Source organism: Candidatus Hydrogenedentota bacterium (genome assembly GCA_012730045.1).
Classification (GTDB): Bacteria; Hydrogenedentota; Hydrogenedentia; order Hydrogenedentales; family CAITNO01; genus JAAYBR01.
Window position 1 is genome coordinate 24,508 of record JAAYBR010000081.1, and the last position, 19,467, is coordinate 43,974.

Here is a 19,467-nt window from a genome sequence, read left to right on the forward strand (position 1 = left end):
ATAGCCGCCCCGGACAGGGGAAGAAAAGGACCCACCGATGAGCACACAGCGCATGCCTGAGGAATCAGACCGATCGGTCTGATCCGTCAAATCGGTCCGATCAAGCTGAGAAGCACCCTCCAGACTCAACCCCCGTTCATCGGTGGTTCACTTCTTCCTCATGATCCTGGCGTCGAAGATGCCGCCCGCGAAGTTCCCGGGGTGGGCCTGGAACCGCACCGTGATCTTCTTCTTCCCCTTGAGCAGCTTTTCAGGCAGGGGGTAGGCCGTGTCGAAGAATTCGCCGGGCTTGTCGTTGTCCAGGGTCTGGGTGGCGAGTTTCTGTCCGTCCACGAGGACGTCGAAGGTGCGCGCGCCCGTCTCGCTTCCCCAGTAGGTGACCACGAGGTCCTGGGACGCGTCCGGTGCCGTCTGGAGGTCGAAGGCGAACCAGCCGCCGTCGGTGGCGTGCCGCCACTTTCTGCCCTGCCAGTCCCCGGCGCCGGTGTTGTCCCCCTCCAGGTTGTGGTCGCGCTCAGGCTGCATCTCGCCGATCCGGACCCTGTCCACGGTGCGCTCCTCGATGTCGTGCAGGCGCGCCTCCTCCGCCCGCCTCCGGGTTTCCTCGGCGCGCCATTCGTCCTCCGTGTACAGGTCGAGGTACACCGTGTGCCGTCGCCCGTGGAAGCTGTGAAACGGTGTGAGCGTCAGGTCTTCGGGCCGTCCGGCGCCTTCGGTGCGGAAGGTCAGCGTCTCCCCGGCCACGGGCTTCAGCCAGTCGGAGACGGGGCGGCCGTCTGTGACCAGCACGGGCAGTTCGCGGTTCTCCGCCTCCGTGCCCAAATCCGCCGCCAGCACCACGGGGCCGTGGAACACCGCGACCCGGTTCGGGTTGTCCGGCATGGACTCCGTGCGCAGGGCCAGCGGCAGTTCGAAGGTCACCACATCGCCGTCCTCCCACTCCCGGCGCAGGTCCGCGTAGCCCCCCGGGCCGGGGGACACCAGCGTTTCCGTCCCGTTCACGGCGAAGGCCAGCGGCCCGGGCGCCCAGTGGGGGTGCCGGATGCGGAGGGATGTTGTCACGGGGGCCGCCGCGCCGATGGTGATGCGGACCGCGCCGGACTTCGGCAGCTCCGTGTCAAGGCGGAGGCGGACCCCTTTCTCCGCCCAGTCCAACTCGGAGGCGATGAACTGGTTCACATACACCCCCTCCGCGTCGCGGGCGTAGAGATGGACGCCGTGCCGGGCGTGGTTTTCCATGCCCGTGCCGGAGCAGCAGGTGAAGCTGTCAAAGGGCGTCATGAAAGTCTTCTGTCCGCCCGGTTTCAGGGTGAGGTAATAGAGGACCATGCCGTCGTCGGGGTTTTGCGAGGCGAGGAGGTGGTTCCACAGGGCGCGCTCCGCGTAGTCCGCCAGCTCCGCGCGCGCGCCGCGCCGGAACAGCAGGCCCGTGAGCTTGACCATGTTGTAGGTGTTGCAGGTCTCGCAGGTGTTTGCGCCAAGACGGTCGTTGAGTTTTCCCGGCTCGCCGAAATGCTCGTCATTGCTGTTTCCGCCGACGGCGTAGGTGTGGTCATGCGTGACGGTGTTCCAGAAGAAGGGCGGGATGGCCCCGAAGGGCGCCTCCCCCGTGAGTTCGTGGATGCGCTCGCAGCCGATGACCTTGGGGAACTGCGTGTTCGCGTGTTTCCCCTGCAACTCGTCGCGGCCTTCGGCCAGCGGGTCGAGCACGGCGCGGTGGTAGAACTTCTTCGCCAGGTCGAGGTACTTCGCCTCGCCCGTGTCGGCGGCCAGGTCGGCCAGCACCTCGTTTATGCCGCCATGCTCGCAGGCGAGCATGGTCTGCCACTGCTCCTCCGACAGGTTCTTGGTGGTTTCGATGGAGAAGTCCGCCAGTCCGCGCGCGACGGCCAGCGCCTTTTCGTTGCCGCAGAGCCGGTAGGTGTCGCGCAGGCCCGCGAAGAGCTTGTGCAGGGTGTACCAGGGCACCCAGGAGCCGTTGAGGTCGAAGCCCTGCGAGGCAATCTCGCCGCGGGCGACCTTTTCAAACACCTCCTTGCCGCCCGGAATCGCCGCGACGTACCCGTTGCCGTTCGCCTGCTGGCACGCGGCCAGCCCGTCCACCATGTATGCGGCGCGCTCGCAGAACCGCGCGTCCCCCGCAGCCTTTGCCATAAAGGCGCACGCGGACAGGTAATGCCCCGCGCTGTGCCCGGCCACGCCCTGCCGCTCCCATCCGCCGTAGGCCTCCGCCTTTTCCGGAAGCCCCGCCTCTTTCCGGAACCCCGCCAGCAGCCGGTCCGGCTCCAGCGACAGGAGATACGCCGCGCCCAGATCCTGCGCATGGCGGAACGGCCCGTCGAGCAGCCGCACCTCGCCCGGGCCGAAGGGCTGCACCGGCAGTTTCGGCGGGGCGGCGAAAACCTCCTGCGACAGCAGGAGCAGGAGCCCCGCCGTGACCGCGCCCAGGGCCTGCAGATTCCGTTCCACACGAAAGATGTTCATGGAGACGCCCTCTATCCGGTTGGTTTCGTGCCGGGGGCCGGACAAGGCGGCCCGCCGCCGTCACCCCGTCATTGTAGAGGATGCGCCGGCCCGGAACCCACTCCGCCGGGAAGAGGGGAGAAGGCGTGCAGGGATGGAAACGCAATGAGGGTTGCTATTAACTCCACTGCAAAAGAATAACCCCGCCGGAGGCCTTACGGCTGGTCCAGCGGGGAACAGATGTTGACGGCATTGTAGGATGTGTTTGCCGTCCAGTTAAGATTTCTCGCACTTTCCAATCGCCGGATGAGAAATGCCCGTTGACACACATGAATGACATCGGGGCTTGTGGATCCACGCTGAATGCGTCAGCGGAACGCATTCCCGCTCACCCAGTAGATGGGACGAACCTGAGCCGTTCCGGCAAGAAACTGCCCCGTTCGCCGGAGCGTTGGCGTGAACGAGATTGCTTCGCTGCGCTCGCAATGACGTGTGTTTTCGCGTCATTGCGAGCGTAGCGAAGCAATCTCGTTCACGGGGCGACCCCGGCTCCTGCAGTGTCCAATCCGGCGATCAAGGGCACTTTGGACAGAACCCCGCCCTCACGGCTGCGCCTTGGGGGCCACCGTGATCTTTCCGAGTTTGTAGCGCCGGTGGCCGTCCGTGTCCGCGAGGGGCAGGGCGATCACCGGGGTGCCGTCGCGCCGGCCGACGGACACGAAGACGTCATACTCCCCGGCGGGCAGGTTGAGGGCGAAGCCGTGGCTGGAGGATGCGGCGCGTTCGGGGGCGGCGCCGGGCGCGGCGACCTCCAGGGTCCGCGCGTCGAAGGACTCGTCCACGAAGACGGCGGCGATGCCGCCCTGGGCGTCCTTGAGAATGTAGGCGGGGAAGCCGCCGGGATAGCACGGGGCGACGCCCGCGTTGGCCCACGTGGACGTGAAGGACACGCGCTCGTCCAGGCGGACGCTTTGCGGCCAGCGGGCCTCGCGGAGCTGGAGGCGGTAGCCCAGCCGCAGGTTGGTCTGGTCAATCAGCTTCCGCTCGCCCTCGAGAAACTCGCGGGGGAACCAGTGGATGCTCATGTAGCTGGTGTGGTACTCCTCGACGGCGCGCAGGAAGACCTCGGGCAGCCAGGCGCCCCGTTCCTGGCTGGATTTCCAGTGCTCGTGCTCGAGGATGACCGGCAGGCGCGGCCAGAAGTCCGCCGCCATGTCCGCGTGGTAGTACGAGCGCGGCGGCGGCTGCACCAGGATGCTGTTGTCGCGCAGGGTCATGCCCTTCTCCCGCGCGTGGGCGATGGTCTCGTCGCCCTGGAAACTGTAGTCGTCGTTGGCGGCGAGCAGTGTCTTCGTGAAGTGCCGCGCGTAGATGTCCATGTGCTTCTTCACCACCTCCGCCGGGTAGGTGATCTGCGACGTGTGGAAGGTGTGGCCCTCGCCCCAGACCCCGAAACTGCCCACATCCACAAAGGCGACGTTCGGGTTGCCGTCGTAGCGGGCCGCCAAGGCGGCGACGAAACGCTCCACCTTCTCCAGGAAGACCGGGTCGTTGTAGTCCGGCTCCCAGAGGTTCCCGTCCGGGTCAATCCCCTTCCCGCCGGTGCAGAAGTGGCCCTTCGCGCCCGCGTCCTTCACCCATTCCGGCGTGGCGTAGCGCAGCCAGGACTCGGCGGAGGAGAAGCACAGGACGATCTGGAGCCCCTTGTCAATCCAGCGCTGGGCCGGGCCGTCCACGATGGACCAGTCGAAGACGCCCTCCTGCGGCTCGATGTAGGCCCAGGGCAGGCGGAAGTAGACGCTCGACAGGCCGGGAAAGTCGTCCACCGTGTCCGTGGACGCCAGCTTGCTCCCGTAGTTCGTCGGGACGTTGGAGTAGTAATACAGGGTCCATCCCATCATGGGGTTCACCAGCGCGGCGCCGGTGTCCGGCGGGCGCACGGCCACCTCCTCCGGCGCGGCCAGGACCGGAATAGAAAGAAGCATCGCAAGGGCTGGGGCGAAAAAGCGGTTCATGCGGGCTCTCCATGGTTCTCCCCATGATAAAGAATATCCCGGCCCAAAGAAAGGCTGCGCTGCCGGAAGGGGGGGCGAATGGGAGGCTGGGAAAGGGCGGCGTCTCCGGGGCTGAAAGAAGTGCGCCCGGTGACCCGGGCCTTTCCGGACCGCCGGATTGGCGGCCGCGGGTCAGCCGGCCTGCATGTCGAAAAGGCGGCGGGGCTTGGGCACCTCCACGGCGAAGCGGCGCTCGTCCAGCACGGGCGGATAGAGCACCCGCACGGGGGAGGTCCGGTCTCCGGTCATCCAGGAGAACAGGTCCACAATGCCCTGGGCGGCGGCTTCGCGCACGGGCAGCCAGACATGGGCCGCCGCCTCGGGCAGGACCGCCGCGTTGTTCACGTAGGTCCATGCCACGAGGTCGAAATCCTTCCCGCAGTCCCGGCAGGCCCGGCGCGCGCCCTCGCGCAGGCTGGCGCCGTCCTCCGTGCCGCTGGAGTCAATCAGCCCGGTCACGGTGCGGTCCGCCAGCAGCCGGTGCACCGCCCCGATGATCCGCTGCGCGTCGAAGGAGACGGGAATCACGAGGTCCTGCTCGAAGGCGATGCCGGCCTCCTCGAGCGCCCGCCGGTAGCCCCGCATCCGCTCGATGCCGGGCTGAAACCCCGAAAAGGCCTTGAGCATGGCGATGCGGCGGTGGCCCCGGTCCAGCAGATACCGCGTGCTGCGGTAGGCGCCCTCCTCGTAGTCCACGGCGGCGCAGCTCGCCTCCGGCAGGCTGTCCAGCCGTCCGATCACCACATACGGCGTCCCCGAATCGTGGAGGCGGCGCAGCACCGTGTCCGCCGGGCGCAGGGGCCCCGCGATGATCAGCGCCTTGAAAAGCTGCTGCCACACGCCCCGGGCGTAGTCCTGGGCCTCCCCCGCGCCGCGCGGGTTCAGGTCGAAGGCGACATACTCCCCCCGCGTGCCGAATATCTGGTAGAGGTAGTTGAACAGCCAGAACAGAAACTCCTGGCTCAGCGGAACCTCGCCCACCGGCGCCGGCAGGGTAATGCCCAGGCACGCGTTGTGGTGGCCCCGCAGCGACCGCGCCCCGATGTGCGGCTGGTAGCCCACCTTCTCCATCAGCTCCTCAATCCGCCGGCGCGTCTCCGCGCCCACCCCCGACTGCCGGTTAAGCACCCGGCTCACCGTCTTTGCCGACACGGCCAGCTCGCGCGCTATGTCATGTATGGTCCAGTGACCCGGCTGTTGTGACACCTCTCGCCTCCTTTCGCTGGGCCGATGACGACCCTTGCCACCCTGGCCGCCCTCCCCCCACGGGAAGACGGCCCCTGCGCACACCCGCCCCCGATGCCCCCCCGCGCACAAGGCAGGGTAACCGGTTGCCAATGAAAGTCTAACATCCCCCCCCTGAATCACGCAAGCCGGACCGAATCGCGCAGAGGAGGGGGGCAAAGGGCTGGCGGCGACCTGAACCCGCGGATGGGTGGGATGGAGGTATGAGAAGCAGGGGAAGGATGGGAACATCCGCCCCAGAAGCTCCCCCGCCTCGGCAGTCGTCCCATTCTTCCCATGCCTACCATCCCTCCTGAAAACGCCGTTTCCCGACTTGATTCCCCCCCGCCGAGGCGCTTTCTTGCTGCGCGGCTGCCCAGCGGCCGATGCGGCGACCGTGCTCACGAGAGCAAGGCGGCGTTGGGAAGCGTTTTGAACCGCACCACTATTGAGAAAAGTTCTTGACAAGGCTTCTGTTTTGGGGTACACTTCATAGAGACATCGGTTACTCTGAGGGGCGGTTGGCCGGACGAGTGGACCGGCGAACAGCCTGCAAGGAAGCAAATGGAAAGGATTCCTACCATGAAGAGACGCGGTTTCACCCTCATCGAGCTGCTGGTGGTTATCGCCATCATCGGCATCCTGGCGGCCATCCTGCTGCCGGCCCTGGCGCGCGCCCGCGAGGCCGCCCGCCGCTCCTCGTGCCAGAACAACCTCAAGCAGTGGGGCCTGGTCTACAAGATGTACAACAACGAGGCCAAGGGCGCCTTCCCCCCGCTGCAGACCATTCGAGACCGGACGTCTTACGGCGGCACCTTGGAAGTGGACAAGGCTGCGGTTGGACCATCGGTTGCGGCGCTGTACCCGGAATACCTGACGGACCCCAACATCATCCTCTGCCCCTCCGACGCCCAGTTAAGTGAGCATCAGGCGGACCTGGTCTTCAGTGCGGACAACTTGGACGGTGCGAGTCCGACGCTCATCGGTCAGCCCCGCTTCGCCTTTGACCCGCAGGTGATTGACTCCAGTTACGCCTACTTCGGATGGGTCATGGACAATCTCAAGTGGCAGTCAAATTCCAGCGACTTCGCGCTGCTCGGTGCGGCATTGGAGCCCGGCCAGACCCTGCCAAACGCCCTTCCCACCCAGATGGCTTCCGTGCTTATGGGGTTCCTCTATCCGACGGTCATGGGGGGTCAGTATCCCCCCACAGTCGCCGACAAGGACATTGAAGCCTCCACGACGGTGCCGTTCTTCGGCCGCGGCAACGGCGGCGGCGACACGATCTACCGCATGCGCGAGGGTATTGAGCGCTTCCTGATTACCGACATCAACAATCCCGGCGGGGCCAGCATGGCGCAGAGCACGCTGTGGGTCATGATGGACATCATGTCCTCCGGCACCTCCGGCTATCTGTTCAACCACATTCCGGGCGGCTGCAACGTCCTGTTCATGGACGGCCACGTCGAGTTCATCCGCTACACGCCCGTGCCCGGCATTGACGACATGAACGGCGCGGCCGCCGAGGCCGCCGTCCAGGGTGCCACACAGCCGGTGATCCCCACCATCGCCGTGCTGATCGGCCTGCTGGGTTCCTGATTCCAGCCCGCAATCCTGCGCCGGCGGGGCGTGACTCCCGCACCGCCGGAAAGTCCCTCAGCGGGGCCCCCTCACGGGGGCCCCGCGTTGTTTTTGTTTTGCGGGCGCGGTGTGGCAGACTGTTGTCCCGGGGCGGGGACGGCCGGGCGGGTGGTCCCCGCATGAGAGGGAGCGTTTCATGTCCTTGTGGCGGTTATTGGTGCGGGCGCCGGCGCTGCTGGCGATGAGCCTCACCCTGATCCTGATCCGGCTGCTGGTGTGGCCGGCGGCGCTGGTTTCGGAGCCCGCGGACCGGCGGCACAGCCGGGCGCTGCTGCAGTTGTGGACCCGGCTGTTCGCGCGGCTGGGAGGCATCCGCGTGGTGTCCACCGGGACGCCGCCGCGCCGCCCCTTCTTCCTGGTGGCGAACCACCTGACCTATCTGGACATGCTGGCGCTGTGCCATGTGACGGGCTGCCTCTTCGTGAGCCGCGAGGACGTGCAGCACTGGCCGGTGATCGGCGCGGTGTCGCGGTCGCTGCGGATCATCTTTGTGGACCGCGCGAGCCGCCGCGACACGGTGCGGGTGAACGCGCTGATATCGCAGGCGATGGCGGCGGGCGAGGGGGTGGTGATCTTCCCCGAGAGCCACACGAGCCGGGGGGTGGACGTGGACCCCTTCAAGACGGCGCTCATTGAGCCCGCCTGCGCGGGGGGCGTGCCGGTGCATTACGCCACGCTGAACTACGAGACCGACCCCGGGTGCCCGCCGCCGGGGGTCGTGGTGCTGTGGTGGCGGCCCGAGTCGTTCTTCTACCACCTCCAGCGGCTGCTGCGCCTGAAGGGGGTGACGATCCGCGTCCACTTCGGCGAGAAACCCCTGTTTGACCCGGACCGCAAGGTGCTGGCCCCCCTGCTGCGCGATGCGGTCCGCGCCCACTACCGCCCGATGGAGGGCGCGCCCGAACCGGAGCCGGAAACGGCCCCGCAACCCCAGGAGGCCTGACCGCCATGAAAATTCCCCGCCGTGCGGCCGCGCTGCTGCTTTGCGCCGCCCTGGCCGCCCTCGCCGCCCCGGCGGCGGACCCGTCCCCCGAGATCACGGAACACTACACCCGCATGATGAATTACCACGGGTACATGGACGGCAGCGTGCCCGGGGGCGCGGTGCTGTTTGTCGGCGACAGCATCACCCAGGGGCTGTGCGTTGCGGCGGTGTGCGAGCGCGGCGTGAACTACGGCATCGGCAGCGACACGACCGTTGGCGTGCTCCAGCGGCTGCCGGCATACCGGTCCATGGACCGGGCGCGGGCGGTGGTGGTGGCCATCGGGGTGAACGACCTGTGGCGGCGTGACAACGCGGCCCTCCTGGAGAACTACCGGAAGATCGCCGACGCCGTCGCGGGGCGCGCGCCCCTGCTCTTCAGCGCCGTGCTGCCGCTGGACGAGCGGATGAAAGAGGACATCCGGGGCGTCAACGCGCGCATCCGCGAGCTGAACGCCGGCCTCGCCGCGCTGTGCGCGGAGCGGGGCGACTGCCGGGTGGTGGACGTGTTTGACACGCTGCTGGACGCGGACGGCAGCCTCGCGCCGGAATATCACACGGGGGACGGCGTGCACCTGAGCGACAAGGGCTACACGGTTTGGATCGCCGCGCTCCGCGGCGCGCTGGAGGCCCTGCCGCCCCGCGCAGCGAAGGGCTGACGCCGGGTTACTAACGCGAAGGCGCAACGTGGAGGCTCCCTGTCTTCCTTTGCGCCTTCGCGCCTTTGCGTCAGATTCTTCCCTTCCCCTCCCCGAATCTGCGCTCATCTGCGCAACCTGCGGACAGAAAAGAAAACGCCCGCATCCCCCCACCGGGGGGCTGCGGGCGCGACATGCCTTTCGGAATTAGAAGATGTACTCGGGCTCGAGGACGGCCTCGTAGTTCACGCTCTTGTCGGAGAAGGGGAAACTGACCGACTCGAACACGCCGGTGCCCGTGCGCATGACGGCGCGCGCGGTGCCGAGCACGGGGGCGACACCCACGAGGTAGCCGAGGGGCTTGCCCTTCTTGAGGTTCTTGTCGAAGGTCATCGGAATCTCGGCCCAGCCGAACATGATGTTCGACAGGCCGCGGCCGAACTTGGTCAGGGACTTCTCCAGCCCCGTCGGCTTCGGCAGGTCCACGTCCGGATCATAGGACTGGGCCTGGACCGGCGCAACCGACGCGAAGACCGCGGCCAGCAGGGCCGCCACGATGACCAGCGTGCTCACTCGTTTCAGATTCACAGCGCACACCCTCCAGAAGGGTTCAAACGCCCCGGGTTTCATCCTGACACGCGTTCAGTGTATCATAGGGCGGTTCGGTTGTCAATAGTTTATAACCGGCCCCCGGGGAACGTGAAAACGCCCCCCCGCCGCGGGCCGCACGGCCCCAACACCCGGGAGGTGCCCATGAAGAACGAAGCCTACCGAAGCGCGCTCCGCACGCTGTGGCGCAGGGCCCCCTGGATCCTCGGCGCCACCGCGCTGGCCGCGCTGGCCGCCGTCGGCAGGGAGCTGCTGTTCCCGCCGCAGTTCGCCGCCGAACAGATGCTCATGGTCAGCGGCCTGGCCGCGGGCGGCGACGCCGTCGCGCTGGTGCCCCAGCCCCTCAGCCCGAAGGCCTACGAGCACATGCTCACGAGCGCGGCGGTGCTGGGCAGAACCATTGAGCGGCTGGAGAAGGACGGCGCCTTCGGGGCGGACGGCCCCCCGGCCATCGAGGACTTCTCCGCCCTGCTTTCCGTGAAGACGGAAATCGTGGACGAGACCAGCCGGCCGGTGAACTACTCCCCCCTGATCCGCGTCTCCGCACGCGGGGAGACGGCGGAACAGGCGGTGGCCATCGTGAACACCTGGGCGGAGACGGCCACCGAGGTGGCCCAGCGCGCCTCGTCCGTGCGCCTGAGCGCGCCCGCCCTGATGCTCACCCGGCACAAGGAGGAGTACGAGAAGGAGGTGGAGGCGGTGTGGAAGCTCCAGGCGGAGGAGCAGGCCCAGTGGAACACCGACGTGCTCCAGCGCACCCTGAGCAACCGGGTGGACCTGCTGAACGAACTGGAGCACAGCCGCAACGAGGGGCGGCGCAAGCTGGAGATCGCGCGGAAACGCCTGGAGGAGATCGCCGGGGACCTCACCGCGCGGCTCGAAACGCAGAGCGGCCAGTATGCGGGGGAGGCGGACACCCTGCGCGCCGAAACGGCCCGGGAGCTGGGCGAGAACAACCTGGACGCCCTCGCCCTGCAGATGGGGCGGGAGCTTGACCTGGTGCACTCGCTGGAAACGCAGCAGCTTGACCTGACGCGCGAAATCAAAGGCATGGAGGAGCGTCTGGCAAAGGTGCGCGGGGCCCTCGAGAAGGAGCCGCTCCTGCTGGAGCTGGGCCGCGCCCCCTCGGAGACGGCCTGGTGGATTTCGGGGGCGGAGAACCCGAAGACCCTGGCCGAGCTCCAGGGCAAGGTGATGGTCTCGCAGGAGATCAACACGGCCCACCAGGAGCTGAAGAAGGAGGAGAACGAGGCGGTGGCCACCCTCGCCCAGAAACAGGCGGAGATGTCGGTCATCGCCGGGCAGCTCGAAGCCGCGAAAACCCGGCACGAGGCGCTCAAGGCGCTCTTCGCCGAGCACAAGATGACACAGGCCCGGCTGTCGAACGATCTGGACATCGCGGAGAAGCTTTACTCGAACCTGCGCACGGACGAAAAGACCTTCCTCATCCAGGAGGAGCGGGAGCGGACGCTGGAGGCCAGGAGTCTGGAGGCCGAACTGGCCGAAACGGAGCGCCAGATCGAGGCGGCGAAGGCGGAAGTCGCCGACCTGCAGCGGAGTCTGGCGGAGCACACGGTGGCGCAGATCCGCCTGAAGACCCTCGAGTCCCAGGCGTCCTCCATCTTCAACGACATCGCCCGCACGGAGCGCCAGACCCTGGCCGCACTGGGCGTGGCCTCGGGCGCTGAGGGGCAGGAGGACCGGCCCGTCGGCCTGAACCGGATGACGTTGGAGACCTACGCGACCGAGGACCGGGGGCTCCTCGGGAAGAAGGGGCGCGTGCTGCTGGTTACCCTGCTGGCGTTCATGCTGTCCGCCGCCTACGCCTACCTGAAACACGACGGCCTGCCCAGGTTCCGCGCCTGGATGGAGGCCTTCGAGGCCGCGGACAAACGGAAAGGAAAATGATGCTGCGCGTCGGACTCATCGGCTACGGGTACTGGGGCCCCAACCTCGCCCGAAACTTCAACATGCACGCCGGGTGTACCCTGGTGCGCGTGGCGGACATGCTGGAAAAACGGCGGAAGCTCGTGGAGAAGTCCTACCCCGCCGTGGACGTGGTGGACGACCCCGCCCGGATCACCCGGGCGGACGACATTGACGTCGTCGTCGTCGCCACGCCGGTCTTCACCCACTTTGACCTGGCCAGGGACGCGCTGCTCCACGGCAAGCATGTCTGGGTGGAGAAGCCCATGACCTCCAACAGCGCCCAGGCCGCCGAGCTGGTGGACCTCGCGGAGTCGCGCGGACTGCTGCTCATGGTGGACCACACCTTCCTGTTCACCGGCACGGTGATGAAGATGAAGGAGCTGGTGGACGCCGGGGAGCTGGGCGACATCTACTACTACGACTCGGTGCGCATCAACCTGGGCATCTTCCAGCACGACATCAACGTGATCTGGGACCTGGCACCCCACGACTTCTCGATCATGGACCACCTGCTCGGGCCGAAGGCCCGCGCCCTCAGCGCCCACGGCTCGGGCCATTTCAACACGGGGCTGGAGGATGTGGCCTACGTCATCGTCCACTACGACAACAACCTCATGGCCCACTTCCATGTGAACTGGCTCTCCCCCGTGAAGGTGCGGCGCACGATCCTGGGCGGATCGAAGAAGATGCTGCTGTGGGACGACCTGAACATGGAGGAGCGGATCAAGGTCTACGACAAGGGGATGGAGGTGGAGACGAAGGAGGGCATGTACCAGATTCTCGCCACCCCGCGCCACGGGGCCATGCACGCCCCGGTGGTCCCCGGCGTCGAGGCCCTCTACGCGGAGATTGACTACATGGCGCGCTGCCTGGAGAGCCGGGAGCGCCCCTTCAACGACGGGCAGGCGGGCCTGCGCATGGTGCGCCTGCTGGAGGCGACGGACGCCTCGCTGCGCGAAAACGGCCGCCTCGTGGAGCTTGCCTGAGGCGCGGACACGCCGGAGAAAAGGAGCCCCTTCATGGACAGTTACAACCGCATCGCGCCCGATGTGACCCTCGGCGAGGGGGTGCGCCTGGCGTGCTTCATCAACGCCTACGGCTGCCGCATCGGCGAGCGCACGAAAATCGGCGCCTTCGTGGAGATCCAGAAGAACGCCGTCATCGGCGCGGACTGCAAAATCTCCAGCCACACCTTCATCTGCGAGGGCGTCTCCATCGGCGACGGCGTCTTCATCGGGCACAACGTCACCTTCACCAACGACAAGTACCCGCGCGCCGTCAACCCGGACGGCTCGATGCAGACCGAGGCGGACTGGAAGGTGGCGCCCGTCCACGTGGGCGACCGCGCCTCCATCGGATCCAGTGTCACCGTCCTGTGCGGCGTCACCATCGGCGAGGGCGCCATGGTCGGCGCGGGCAGCGTGGTCACCAAATCCGTGCCCCCGGGCGAGCTGTGGGCCGGAAGCCCCGCCCGCTTCCTCCGCCGCGCCCCGGACGCCCCCCAGGAGGGCGCGGAACCCCCGACGGCATGACCGCCCCCCCGACACGCCGCGCCCTGATCCTTGTGGAGAACCTGTCGGTCCCCTTTGACCGCCGGGTCTGGCGCGAGGCCCTCACCCTGCGCGACGCCGGGTGGCGGGTGTGCGTGGTCTCGCCGCGCGGCGCGGACCGTGACACGGCCGCCCACGAGGTGATTGACGGCGTGGAGGTGCGGCGCTTCCGCCTCGTTGAGGCGGAGGGCGGCCTGAAGGCCTATGTCCTGGAATACGGCCTGGCACTCGTCTCGATGTTCCTGCTCACCCTGCGCTTCCGCCTGGGCGGCCGCCTCGATGTCATCCAGACATGCAACCCGCCGGACCTGCTCGTCTTCGCCGCGCTCCCCTTCCGCCTGCTGGGCGCGCGGATCGTGTTCGACCACCACGACCTCTCGCCGGAGCTGTACATCTCGAAGGGCGGCCGCGCGGGCAGCGGGCTCCACCGCGCCCTTCTCTTTTTCGAGCGCCTGACCTTCCGTCTCGCGGATGTGGTCATGTCCACCAACGAATCCTACCGCCGCATCGCCCTGGAGCGCGGCGGCAGGGACCCGCGCGACGTGTTCGTCGTCCGCAACGGCCCCGAACTGTCGCGCCTGCGCTGCGCCGCGCCCGACCCCGCCCTCCGGGAAGGGAAACCGCACCTGCTGGTCTACGTGGGGATGATGGGCGGACAGGACGGGCTGGACTACCTGCTGCGCGCCGTGGCGGCGCTGGCGGAGGCGCGCGACGACTTCCGCGCCCTGCTGGTGGGCGACGGCCCCGCGGTGCCGGGGCTGAGGGCGCTGGCGGCGGAACTGGGCGTCGCGGACCGGGTCGCCTTCACCGGGCTCGTCGGCCAGGAGAAGGTGTTCGAGGCCATCGCCACCGCGTCGGTCTGCGTGTGCCCGGACCCGAAGATCGGGCTGAACGACCTCTCGACGCTGGTAAAGGTGCTGGAGTACATGGGCATGGCGAAACCCGTGGTGGCCTTTGACCTCGCCGAGACCCGCGCCTCCGCCGGGGAGGCCGCCCTCTACGCGACGCCGAACAACCCCCGGGAGTTCGCGGACAAGATCGCCGAGCTGCTGGACCATCCGGAAGAGGCCGCGCGGCGCGGCGAGACCGGCCGGGAGCGCATCCTGAACGGCCTGGCCTGGGACCACCAGGCCGAACATCTCCTCGCGGCCTATGGCCGCGCCCTGGAGCGGTGACGTGGGCCCCCGCCCGGATGACGCCCCCCTCCCCTCCCCTCCGCCCGACGACCCCGAATCGCTCTCCCGCGCCGTGAAGGACGCCGCGCGCGCCCTGGGCTTTGACGCCTGCGGCGTCGCCGCCGCAACCGCCGAGGCGGACGACGGTTTTGACGCGTGGATGGACGCCGGCCACGCCGCGGGCATGGACTGGATGCGGCGCACCCGCGACCTGCGCCAGAACGCCGCGCTGAAACTGCCCGGCGTGCGCTCCGTGGTGGTGGTGGCGGCGGGCTACGCCCAGCCGCGCCCCCCCACGCCCCCGGACCACGGAAAGGTGGCGCTCTATGCCTGCTTCCGCGACTACCACCGCGTGCTGCTGCCACGGGTCCGCCTGCTCGGAAAACGCCTCACGGAGCTGGCCCCGGAGACGGAGCACTACGCCTGCGTGGACAGCGGCCCCGTGCGCGAGCGCGCCTGGGCCGCCCGCGCGGGACTGGGATGGATCGGGAAGAACAGCCTGCTCCTCCACTGGGAGCTGGGCTCGTGGCTGTTTCTCGGCGCGCTCCTGACCACGGCGGAGCTGGCCCCCGACACCCCGGCTGCGGACCGCTGCGGCGCCTGCCGGGCCTGTCTCGACGCATGCCCCACGGGCGCCATCGTCGCGCCCCGGGTGGTGGATTCAAACCGCTGCATCGCCTACCACACCATAGAGAACAAGGGCGCGGTTCCCGAAGAGGTGGGCAGCCGCCTCGGGGACTGGGTGTTCGGCTGCGACGCCTGCCAGGAGGTCTGCCCCTGGAACCGCCGCGCCCCGCGAACCGCAGAGCCGGACTTTCTGCTCCGGCCGGAGGCGGCCTGTCCGCCCCTGGACGCGCTGGCGGACATGACGGAGGGGACCTTCGGCGCGCGGTTCAACGGCACCCCCGTGCGCCGCGCCGGGCTGGAGGGCATGCGCCGCAACGCGCGCGCCGTCCGGCGGAACAGGGGGGACGCGTGATGCGCAAACTCATCGGCCGGCGGGCGGGGCATGTTCTGCTGCTGGTGCCGCTGGCGCTGCTCGCCGCGCTGGCGGCGGCCTATTTTGTATTCACCGGCCCGACGGATCTGGACGCCTACCCCGGTGCGGCAGACTCCCCCTACCGGCTGCCGTTCCCGGCGGGAAAGACATGGCTGTGCGTGCAGGGCAACCGGGGCATTGTCAGCCACCGGGAGGGGGAGCGCTTCGCCTATGACTTCGCCATGCCGGAGGGGTCGGAGGTGTGCGCCGCCCGTGCGGGCGAGGTGGTTTCGGTGGTTCAGCAAAATGACGGCCACGGGTACCGGTGGCCGAACAACCGGGTGGTGGTCCGCCACGACGACGGCACGCTGGGATCCTATCTGCACATCCGGAAGGACGGCAGCCTGGTGGCGGAGGGGGCCCGGGTGGCGCGGGGGCAGGTGATCGCGCTGAGCGGGCACGTGGGCAACAGTATGCTGCCGCACCTGCACTTCCACGTCAGCGACCCGGCGCGCGGGGAGACCGTGCCCGTGTCCTTCGCCGACATGGACCGGCACCGCGGCGTGCCGCGCATGTTCTGCCGCTACACGTCGGGCAACGCGCCGCCGCAGTGACCCGTGACGGTCATTCTTCGGAAATGTCGTTGAGGGAGGTCAGTTCGGGGTACTTGGGGGTGACGTTGCGGTAGAAGGCCTGAATCTCGCGCAGGTCCTTCTCATAGTCGCCCGTGGGATGGTAGAGGCCGCCCACGCCGCCGCGGCGGCGCTTGTAGTCGAGGTAGCCCAGGGCGATCGGCACGCCCGCACCCACGGCGATGTGGTAGAAGCCGCTCTTCCATGCGCGGACCTTTTTGCGGGTGCCCTCGGGCGGCACGGCCAGGATGAGCCGGTCGCGCTCCCCGAAAAGGTCCACGCACTGGCCCACCACCCCGTTGGGCTTGCTGCGGTCGATGGGGATGCCGCCGAGCCAGACCAGAAAGCCCCGGAACGGCCAGCGGAACACCGACTCCTTGGTCATCCAGAAGAGCTTCGCCCGCATGAGGAATCCAAGCGCCAGCATGACCGGAAGGTCCCAGTTGGTCGTGTGGGGCGCGGCGATCATGACGAACTTGGGAACGTCCGGCAGCTCGCCCTCCTTCTTCCAGCCGATCAGGCCGAGAAAGACGCGCGCCCACAGGCGGCCCAGAATGGAGACAAACGGCGTGTCGAAGATGGTGAAACGGGGCATGGAATTTCCCTGGCGCTCCCCCTCCGGGGTCCGGCAGCAATCAGGGATTGTACCCCAACCGGGGCGTGAGGCGCATCCGGACCGCTGAAAAAAAACCGGCCGGACACCCCGGAGGGATGCCCGGCCGGAACAGTTGGCCGTCTTGGACTAGTAGCGGGAGCCGCCGCCGCCGCCGCGGTAGCCGCCGCCACCGCCGCCGCCGCCGCGGTAGCCGCCGCCGCCGCCGCCGCCGCTGCGGTAACCGCCGCCGCCGCTGCCGCCGCGGCCGCCCTCTTCCTTCGGACGCGCCTCGTTGACCTTCAGCGCGCGGCCGTCCACGTCGCGGCCGTCAAGCGCCGCGATCGCGGCGGAACCCTCGTCGCCGTTGGGCATCTCGACGAAGGCGAAGCCGCGCGAGCGGCCGGTTTCGCGGTCCGTGATGATGCGGGCCGAGGAGACCTGACCGTAGGCCTCAAAGGCCTCCCGAAGATCTTCCTCACGCGTGTTGAAGGAAAGGTTACCCACGAAAATGTTCATACCGATCAACTCCTTGTTCGGTTCGGGCGTTCCGCCCGGGTGTCTGGGCAGTCGGGTCAGCGCTGACGGAGTACAAATTCACAAAGACACCACAGGAGCTGATCGACGTGCAATTCCGGGACAGCCGCACAGTGGCCGTCCCAAAGCAACCGGCATTATAACAGAAAGCGCGCAAAAATGCTTCCCTTTTTTCGGATTTTTTCGCCCGCCGCGCGGTCCGCGCGGCGGGCGAAAATCCGTTCCAATCGTTACCCGCGTCCGGCCCGGGAGACGACGCCCAGCACCACCAGGGACAACGCCCCGAGGAACAGGTCGCCCAGGCGGCTCTTCAGCGACTCCGTGGACAGGCCGGCCTTGCCGCAGCCGCTGCAGCCGCCGCAGCCGCCCATCTCCAGCTCGCCGCGGTCGAGCACACCGTCGCCGTTGGCGTCGAGGGCGGCGAACAGGACCGGGGTCATGTTCCAGATCCGCGCGCGCGCCTCAGCGAGGTTCAGCGTGCCGCTGCCATCGGCGTCAAGCTCGTCGAACACCTCTGCCAGCAGGTCCCGGGCCGTCCCGGAGGACGCCGGATCCACGCCCAGGGACACCGACAGGGCCACCGGCGTGCCGGGTTCCGCGAGAACGCGACCCGGAGGATCCTGGCGCACCACCGCGCCCGCGGCGACAACGCTGCTGTATTCCTCCGTGACCGCGCCGGCCACGAAGCCGGCCGCCGCCAGGGCCGCCTCGGAAGCCGGGCGGGCCATGCCGGTCACGTCCGGAATCTCGACGGCCGTGGGGCGCGCGCCCTTGCTGACCACGAAGCTCACCGCGGACCCGGCCCCGGCCTCAACGCCGCCGGCGGGATTCTGCGAAATCACCCGGCCCGCCGGGAAGGTTGCGCTGTACTCTTCGGTCACCGTGCCGACGACCAGGCGGGCAACGGTGATCGCGCCTTCCGCGGAGGCCCGCGTCAGACCGACCACATTCGGCACCAGGATGGGGGCCGGCCCCTTCGAGAGGACGACGCTCACCGCCGTGCCCGGGGCGGCCGGGGTGCCGGCCGGCGGATTCTGGTCGGTGACCAGGCCCGCGGCCAGGATTTCACTGTACGCCTCGGTCACCGTGCCGAGCGTCAGGCCCGCGGCCGCAAGGGCGGCCTCCGCCTCGGCGCACGTCAGCCCGGCGACATTCGGCACGGGCCGGTCGGAGGCCGGATCCGGACCCAGGGAGACCTCAAGGGCCACCGCCGTGCCGGCCGCAACTTCCGTGCCCGCAGCCGGCGTCTGGCTCATCACGTTGCCCGCGGGCACCGTGGCGCTGTACGACTCCGTCACCGCGCCAAGCGTCAGGCCCGCGCCTGTGAGCGCCGCCTCGGCCGCCGTGCGGGTCAGGCCCACCACATACGGCACCGCAACCGGCGCCGCACCCAGCGAAACCTCAAGGGCCACCGCCGTGCCGGCGGCGACTTCTGTGCCCGCAACCGGCGTCTGGCTCATCACGTCGCCCGCAGGCACCGTGGCGCTGTACGACTCCGTCACCGCGCCAAGCGTCAGGCCCGCGTCCGCAAGCGCCGCCTCCGCGGCCGCCCGCGTCAGGCCCACCACGTTCGGAACCGCAACCGGCGCCGCACCCAGCGAGACCTCAATGTCCACCGCCGCGCCCGGAAACACTTCCGTGCCCGCAACCGGCGTCTGGCTCATCACGTCGCCCGCAGGCACCGTGGCGCTGTAGGACTCCGTCACCACGCCAAGCGTCAGGCCCGCGCCCGTGAGCGCCGCCTCGGCGGCGGCCCGCGTCAGGCCGACCACGTTCGGAACGGCCACCGGCGCCGGACCCAGCGAGACCTCAAGGGCCACCGCCGCGCCCGGAAGCACTTCCGTGCCCGCCGCAGGCGTCTGGCTCATCACGTCGCCCGCGGGCACCGTGTCGCTGTACGACTCCGTCACCGCGCCGAGCGTCAGGCCCGCGCCCGTGAGCGCCGCCTCGGCGGCGGCCCGCGTCAGGCCCACCACGTCGGGCACGGCCACCGGCGCCGGACCGAGAGAGACTTCAATGTCCACCGCCGTGTTCGGAAGCACTTCCGTGCCCGCAACCGGCGTCTGGCTCATCACGTCGCCCGCAGGCACCGTGGCGCTGTACGACTCCGTCACCGCGCCAAGCGTCAGGCCCGCGCCCGTGAGCGCCGCCTCGGCGGCGGCCTGCGTCAGGCCGACCACGTTCGGAACCGCCACCGGCGCCGGACCCAGCGAGACTTCAATGTCCACCGCCGTGTTCGGAAGCACTTCCGTGCCCGCCGCAGGCGTCTGGCTCATCACCTGGCCCGCCGGGACGGTGTCGCTGTAGGACTCCGTCACCGCGCCAAGCGTCAGGCCCGCGCCCGTGAGCGCCGCCTCGGCGGCGGCCTGCGTCAGGCCCACCACGTCGGGCACGGCCACCGGCGCCGGACCGAGAGAGACTTCAATGTCCACCGCCGTGTTCGGAAGCACTTCCGTGCCCGC

At 68.8% G+C, this 19,467-nt stretch carries 16 protein-coding genes; 9 read left to right on the forward strand and 7 right to left on the reverse strand.

Features of this window, described 5'->3' with window-relative positions; all coding sequences use genetic code 11:
- Positions 1-147: 147 nt before the first annotated feature.
- From GXY15_08090 to GXY15_08100, 3 genes are all read right to left on the reverse strand, one after another.
- Positions 148-2,484, reverse strand: a complete 2,337-nt coding sequence (locus GXY15_08090; protein ID NLV41175.1) for a hypothetical protein — start codon at positions 2,482-2,484, stop codon at positions 148-150.
- Between the two features lie 581 nt (positions 2,485-3,065).
- Positions 3,066-4,478, reverse strand: coding sequence for a DUF4832 domain-containing protein (locus tag GXY15_08095; protein ID NLV41176.1), 1,413 nt, complete (start codon positions 4,476-4,478; stop codon positions 3,066-3,068).
- 171 nt (positions 4,479-4,649) lie between these two features.
- Entirely contained in the window at positions 4,650-5,723 is a 1,074-nt protein-coding gene (locus tag GXY15_08100; protein ID NLV41177.1) for a LacI family transcriptional regulator, read from the reverse strand.
- 600 nt (positions 5,724-6,323) lie between these two features.
- Between GXY15_08100 and GXY15_08105 the strand changes: the two genes are divergently transcribed.
- From GXY15_08105 to GXY15_08115, 3 genes are all read left to right on the forward strand, one after another.
- On the forward strand, positions 6,324-7,340 hold the full coding sequence (locus GXY15_08105) for a DUF1559 domain-containing protein (protein NLV41178.1): 1,017 nt from the start codon (positions 6,324-6,326) through the stop codon (positions 7,338-7,340).
- A 178-nt stretch (positions 7,341-7,518) separates the two neighbouring features.
- On the forward strand, positions 7,519-8,325 hold the full coding sequence (locus GXY15_08110; GenBank protein NLV41179.1) for a 1-acyl-sn-glycerol-3-phosphate acyltransferase: 807 nt from the start codon (positions 7,519-7,521) through the stop codon (positions 8,323-8,325).
- A 5-nt stretch (positions 8,326-8,330) separates the two neighbouring features.
- Positions 8,331-9,023: a hypothetical protein gene (locus GXY15_08115; GenBank protein NLV41180.1), complete on the forward strand. Its 693-nt coding sequence runs from the start codon at positions 8,331-8,333 to the stop codon at positions 9,021-9,023.
- Between the two features lie 186 nt (positions 9,024-9,209).
- Here the strand turns inward: GXY15_08115 and GXY15_08120 are convergent, their stop codons facing one another.
- Positions 9,210-9,590: an exosortase system-associated protein, TIGR04073 family gene (locus GXY15_08120; GenBank protein ID NLV41181.1), complete on the reverse strand. Its 381-nt coding sequence runs from the start codon at positions 9,588-9,590 to the stop codon at positions 9,210-9,212.
- Between the two features lie 165 nt (positions 9,591-9,755).
- Between GXY15_08120 and GXY15_08125 the strand changes: the two genes are divergently transcribed.
- The 6 genes from GXY15_08125 to GXY15_08150 are packed head-to-tail and all read left to right on the forward strand — an operon-like array spanning position 9,756 to position 15,858.
- The gene (locus GXY15_08125; GenBank protein NLV41182.1) at positions 9,756-11,519 is read left to right on the forward strand and encodes a hypothetical protein; all 1,764 of its coding nucleotides are present in this window, start codon (positions 9,756-9,758) and stop codon (positions 11,517-11,519) included.
- A complete protein-coding gene (locus GXY15_08130) occupies positions 11,519-12,526 on the forward strand; it encodes a Gfo/Idh/MocA family oxidoreductase (protein NLV41183.1) in 1,008 nt (335 codons plus the stop codon). Before GXY15_08125 ends, GXY15_08130 begins: the two co-directional genes overlap by 1 nt.
- Positions 12,527-12,559: 33 nt before the next feature.
- On the forward strand, positions 12,560-13,072 hold the full coding sequence (locus tag GXY15_08135; GenBank protein NLV41184.1) for an N-acetyltransferase: 513 nt from the start codon (positions 12,560-12,562) through the stop codon (positions 13,070-13,072).
- Entirely contained in the window at positions 13,069-14,265 is a 1,197-nt protein-coding gene (locus GXY15_08140) for a glycosyltransferase family 4 protein (GenBank protein ID NLV41185.1), read from the forward strand. The genes GXY15_08135 and GXY15_08140 overlap by 4 nt, the downstream gene beginning before the upstream one ends.
- Positions 14,243-15,244 carry a tRNA epoxyqueuosine(34) reductase QueG gene (queG, locus tag GXY15_08145; GenBank protein NLV41186.1) on the forward strand — a complete coding sequence of 334 codons (1,002 nt, stop codon included), beginning with the start codon at positions 14,243-14,245 and terminating at the stop codon, positions 15,242-15,244. The genes GXY15_08140 and queG overlap by 23 nt, the downstream gene beginning before the upstream one ends.
- On the forward strand, positions 15,244-15,858 hold the full coding sequence (locus GXY15_08150) for a M23 family metallopeptidase (GenBank protein NLV41187.1): 615 nt from the start codon (positions 15,244-15,246) through the stop codon (positions 15,856-15,858). Before queG ends, GXY15_08150 begins: the two co-directional genes overlap by 1 nt.
- Positions 15,859-15,868: 10 nt before the next feature.
- Here the strand turns inward: GXY15_08150 and GXY15_08155 are convergent, their stop codons facing one another.
- From GXY15_08155 to GXY15_08165, 3 genes are all read right to left on the reverse strand, one after another.
- Entirely contained in the window at positions 15,869-16,471 is a 603-nt protein-coding gene (locus GXY15_08155; GenBank protein NLV41188.1) for a glycerol acyltransferase, read from the reverse strand.
- Between the two features lie 147 nt (positions 16,472-16,618).
- Entirely contained in the window at positions 16,619-16,987 is a 369-nt protein-coding gene (locus GXY15_08160; protein ID NLV41189.1) for an RNA-binding protein, read from the reverse strand.
- Positions 16,988-17,235: 248 nt separating this feature from the next.
- Positions 17,236-19,467 (reverse strand): PASTA domain-containing protein (locus GXY15_08165; protein ID NLV41190.1); only part of this gene is annotated, 2,232 nt, incomplete at its 5' end.

What these genes read in the sequence shown, in the direction of transcription:
- GXY15_08090 (NLV41175.1), bottom strand. Translation starts at nt 2,484, where the DNA reads ATGAACATCTTTCGTGTGGAACGGAATCTGCAGGCCCTGGGCGCGGTC.
- GXY15_08095 (NLV41176.1), bottom strand. Translation starts at nt 4,478, where the DNA reads ATGAACCGCTTTTTCGCCCCAGCCCTTGCGATGCTTCTTTCTATTCCG.
- GXY15_08105 (NLV41178.1), top strand. Translation starts at nt 6,324, where the DNA reads ATGAAGAGACGCGGTTTCACCCTCATCGAGCTGCTGGTGGTTATCGCC.
- GXY15_08110 (NLV41179.1), top strand. Translation starts at nt 7,519, where the DNA reads ATGTCCTTGTGGCGGTTATTGGTGCGGGCGCCGGCGCTGCTGGCGATG.
- GXY15_08115 (NLV41180.1), top strand. Translation starts at nt 8,331, where the DNA reads ATGAAAATTCCCCGCCGTGCGGCCGCGCTGCTGCTTTGCGCCGCCCTG.
- GXY15_08125 (NLV41182.1), top strand. Translation starts at nt 9,756, where the DNA reads ATGAAGAACGAAGCCTACCGAAGCGCGCTCCGCACGCTGTGGCGCAGG.
- GXY15_08130 (NLV41183.1), top strand. Translation starts at nt 11,519, where the DNA reads ATGCTGCGCGTCGGACTCATCGGCTACGGGTACTGGGGCCCCAACCTC.
- GXY15_08135 (NLV41184.1), top strand. Translation starts at nt 12,560, where the DNA reads ATGGACAGTTACAACCGCATCGCGCCCGATGTGACCCTCGGCGAGGGG.
- GXY15_08140 (NLV41185.1), top strand. Translation starts at nt 13,069, where the DNA reads ATGACCGCCCCCCCGACACGCCGCGCCCTGATCCTTGTGGAGAACCTG.
- queG (NLV41186.1), top strand. Translation starts at nt 14,243, where the DNA reads ATGGCCGCGCCCTGGAGCGGTGACGTGGGCCCCCGCCCGGATGACGCC.
- GXY15_08150 (NLV41187.1), top strand. Translation starts at nt 15,244, where the DNA reads ATGCGCAAACTCATCGGCCGGCGGGCGGGGCATGTTCTGCTGCTGGTG.
- GXY15_08155 (NLV41188.1), bottom strand. Translation starts at nt 16,471, where the DNA reads ATGCCCCGTTTCACCATCTTCGACACGCCGTTTGTCTCCATTCTGGGC.
- GXY15_08160 (NLV41189.1), bottom strand. Translation starts at nt 16,987, where the DNA reads ATGAACATTTTCGTGGGTAACCTTTCCTTCAACACGCGTGAGGAAGAT.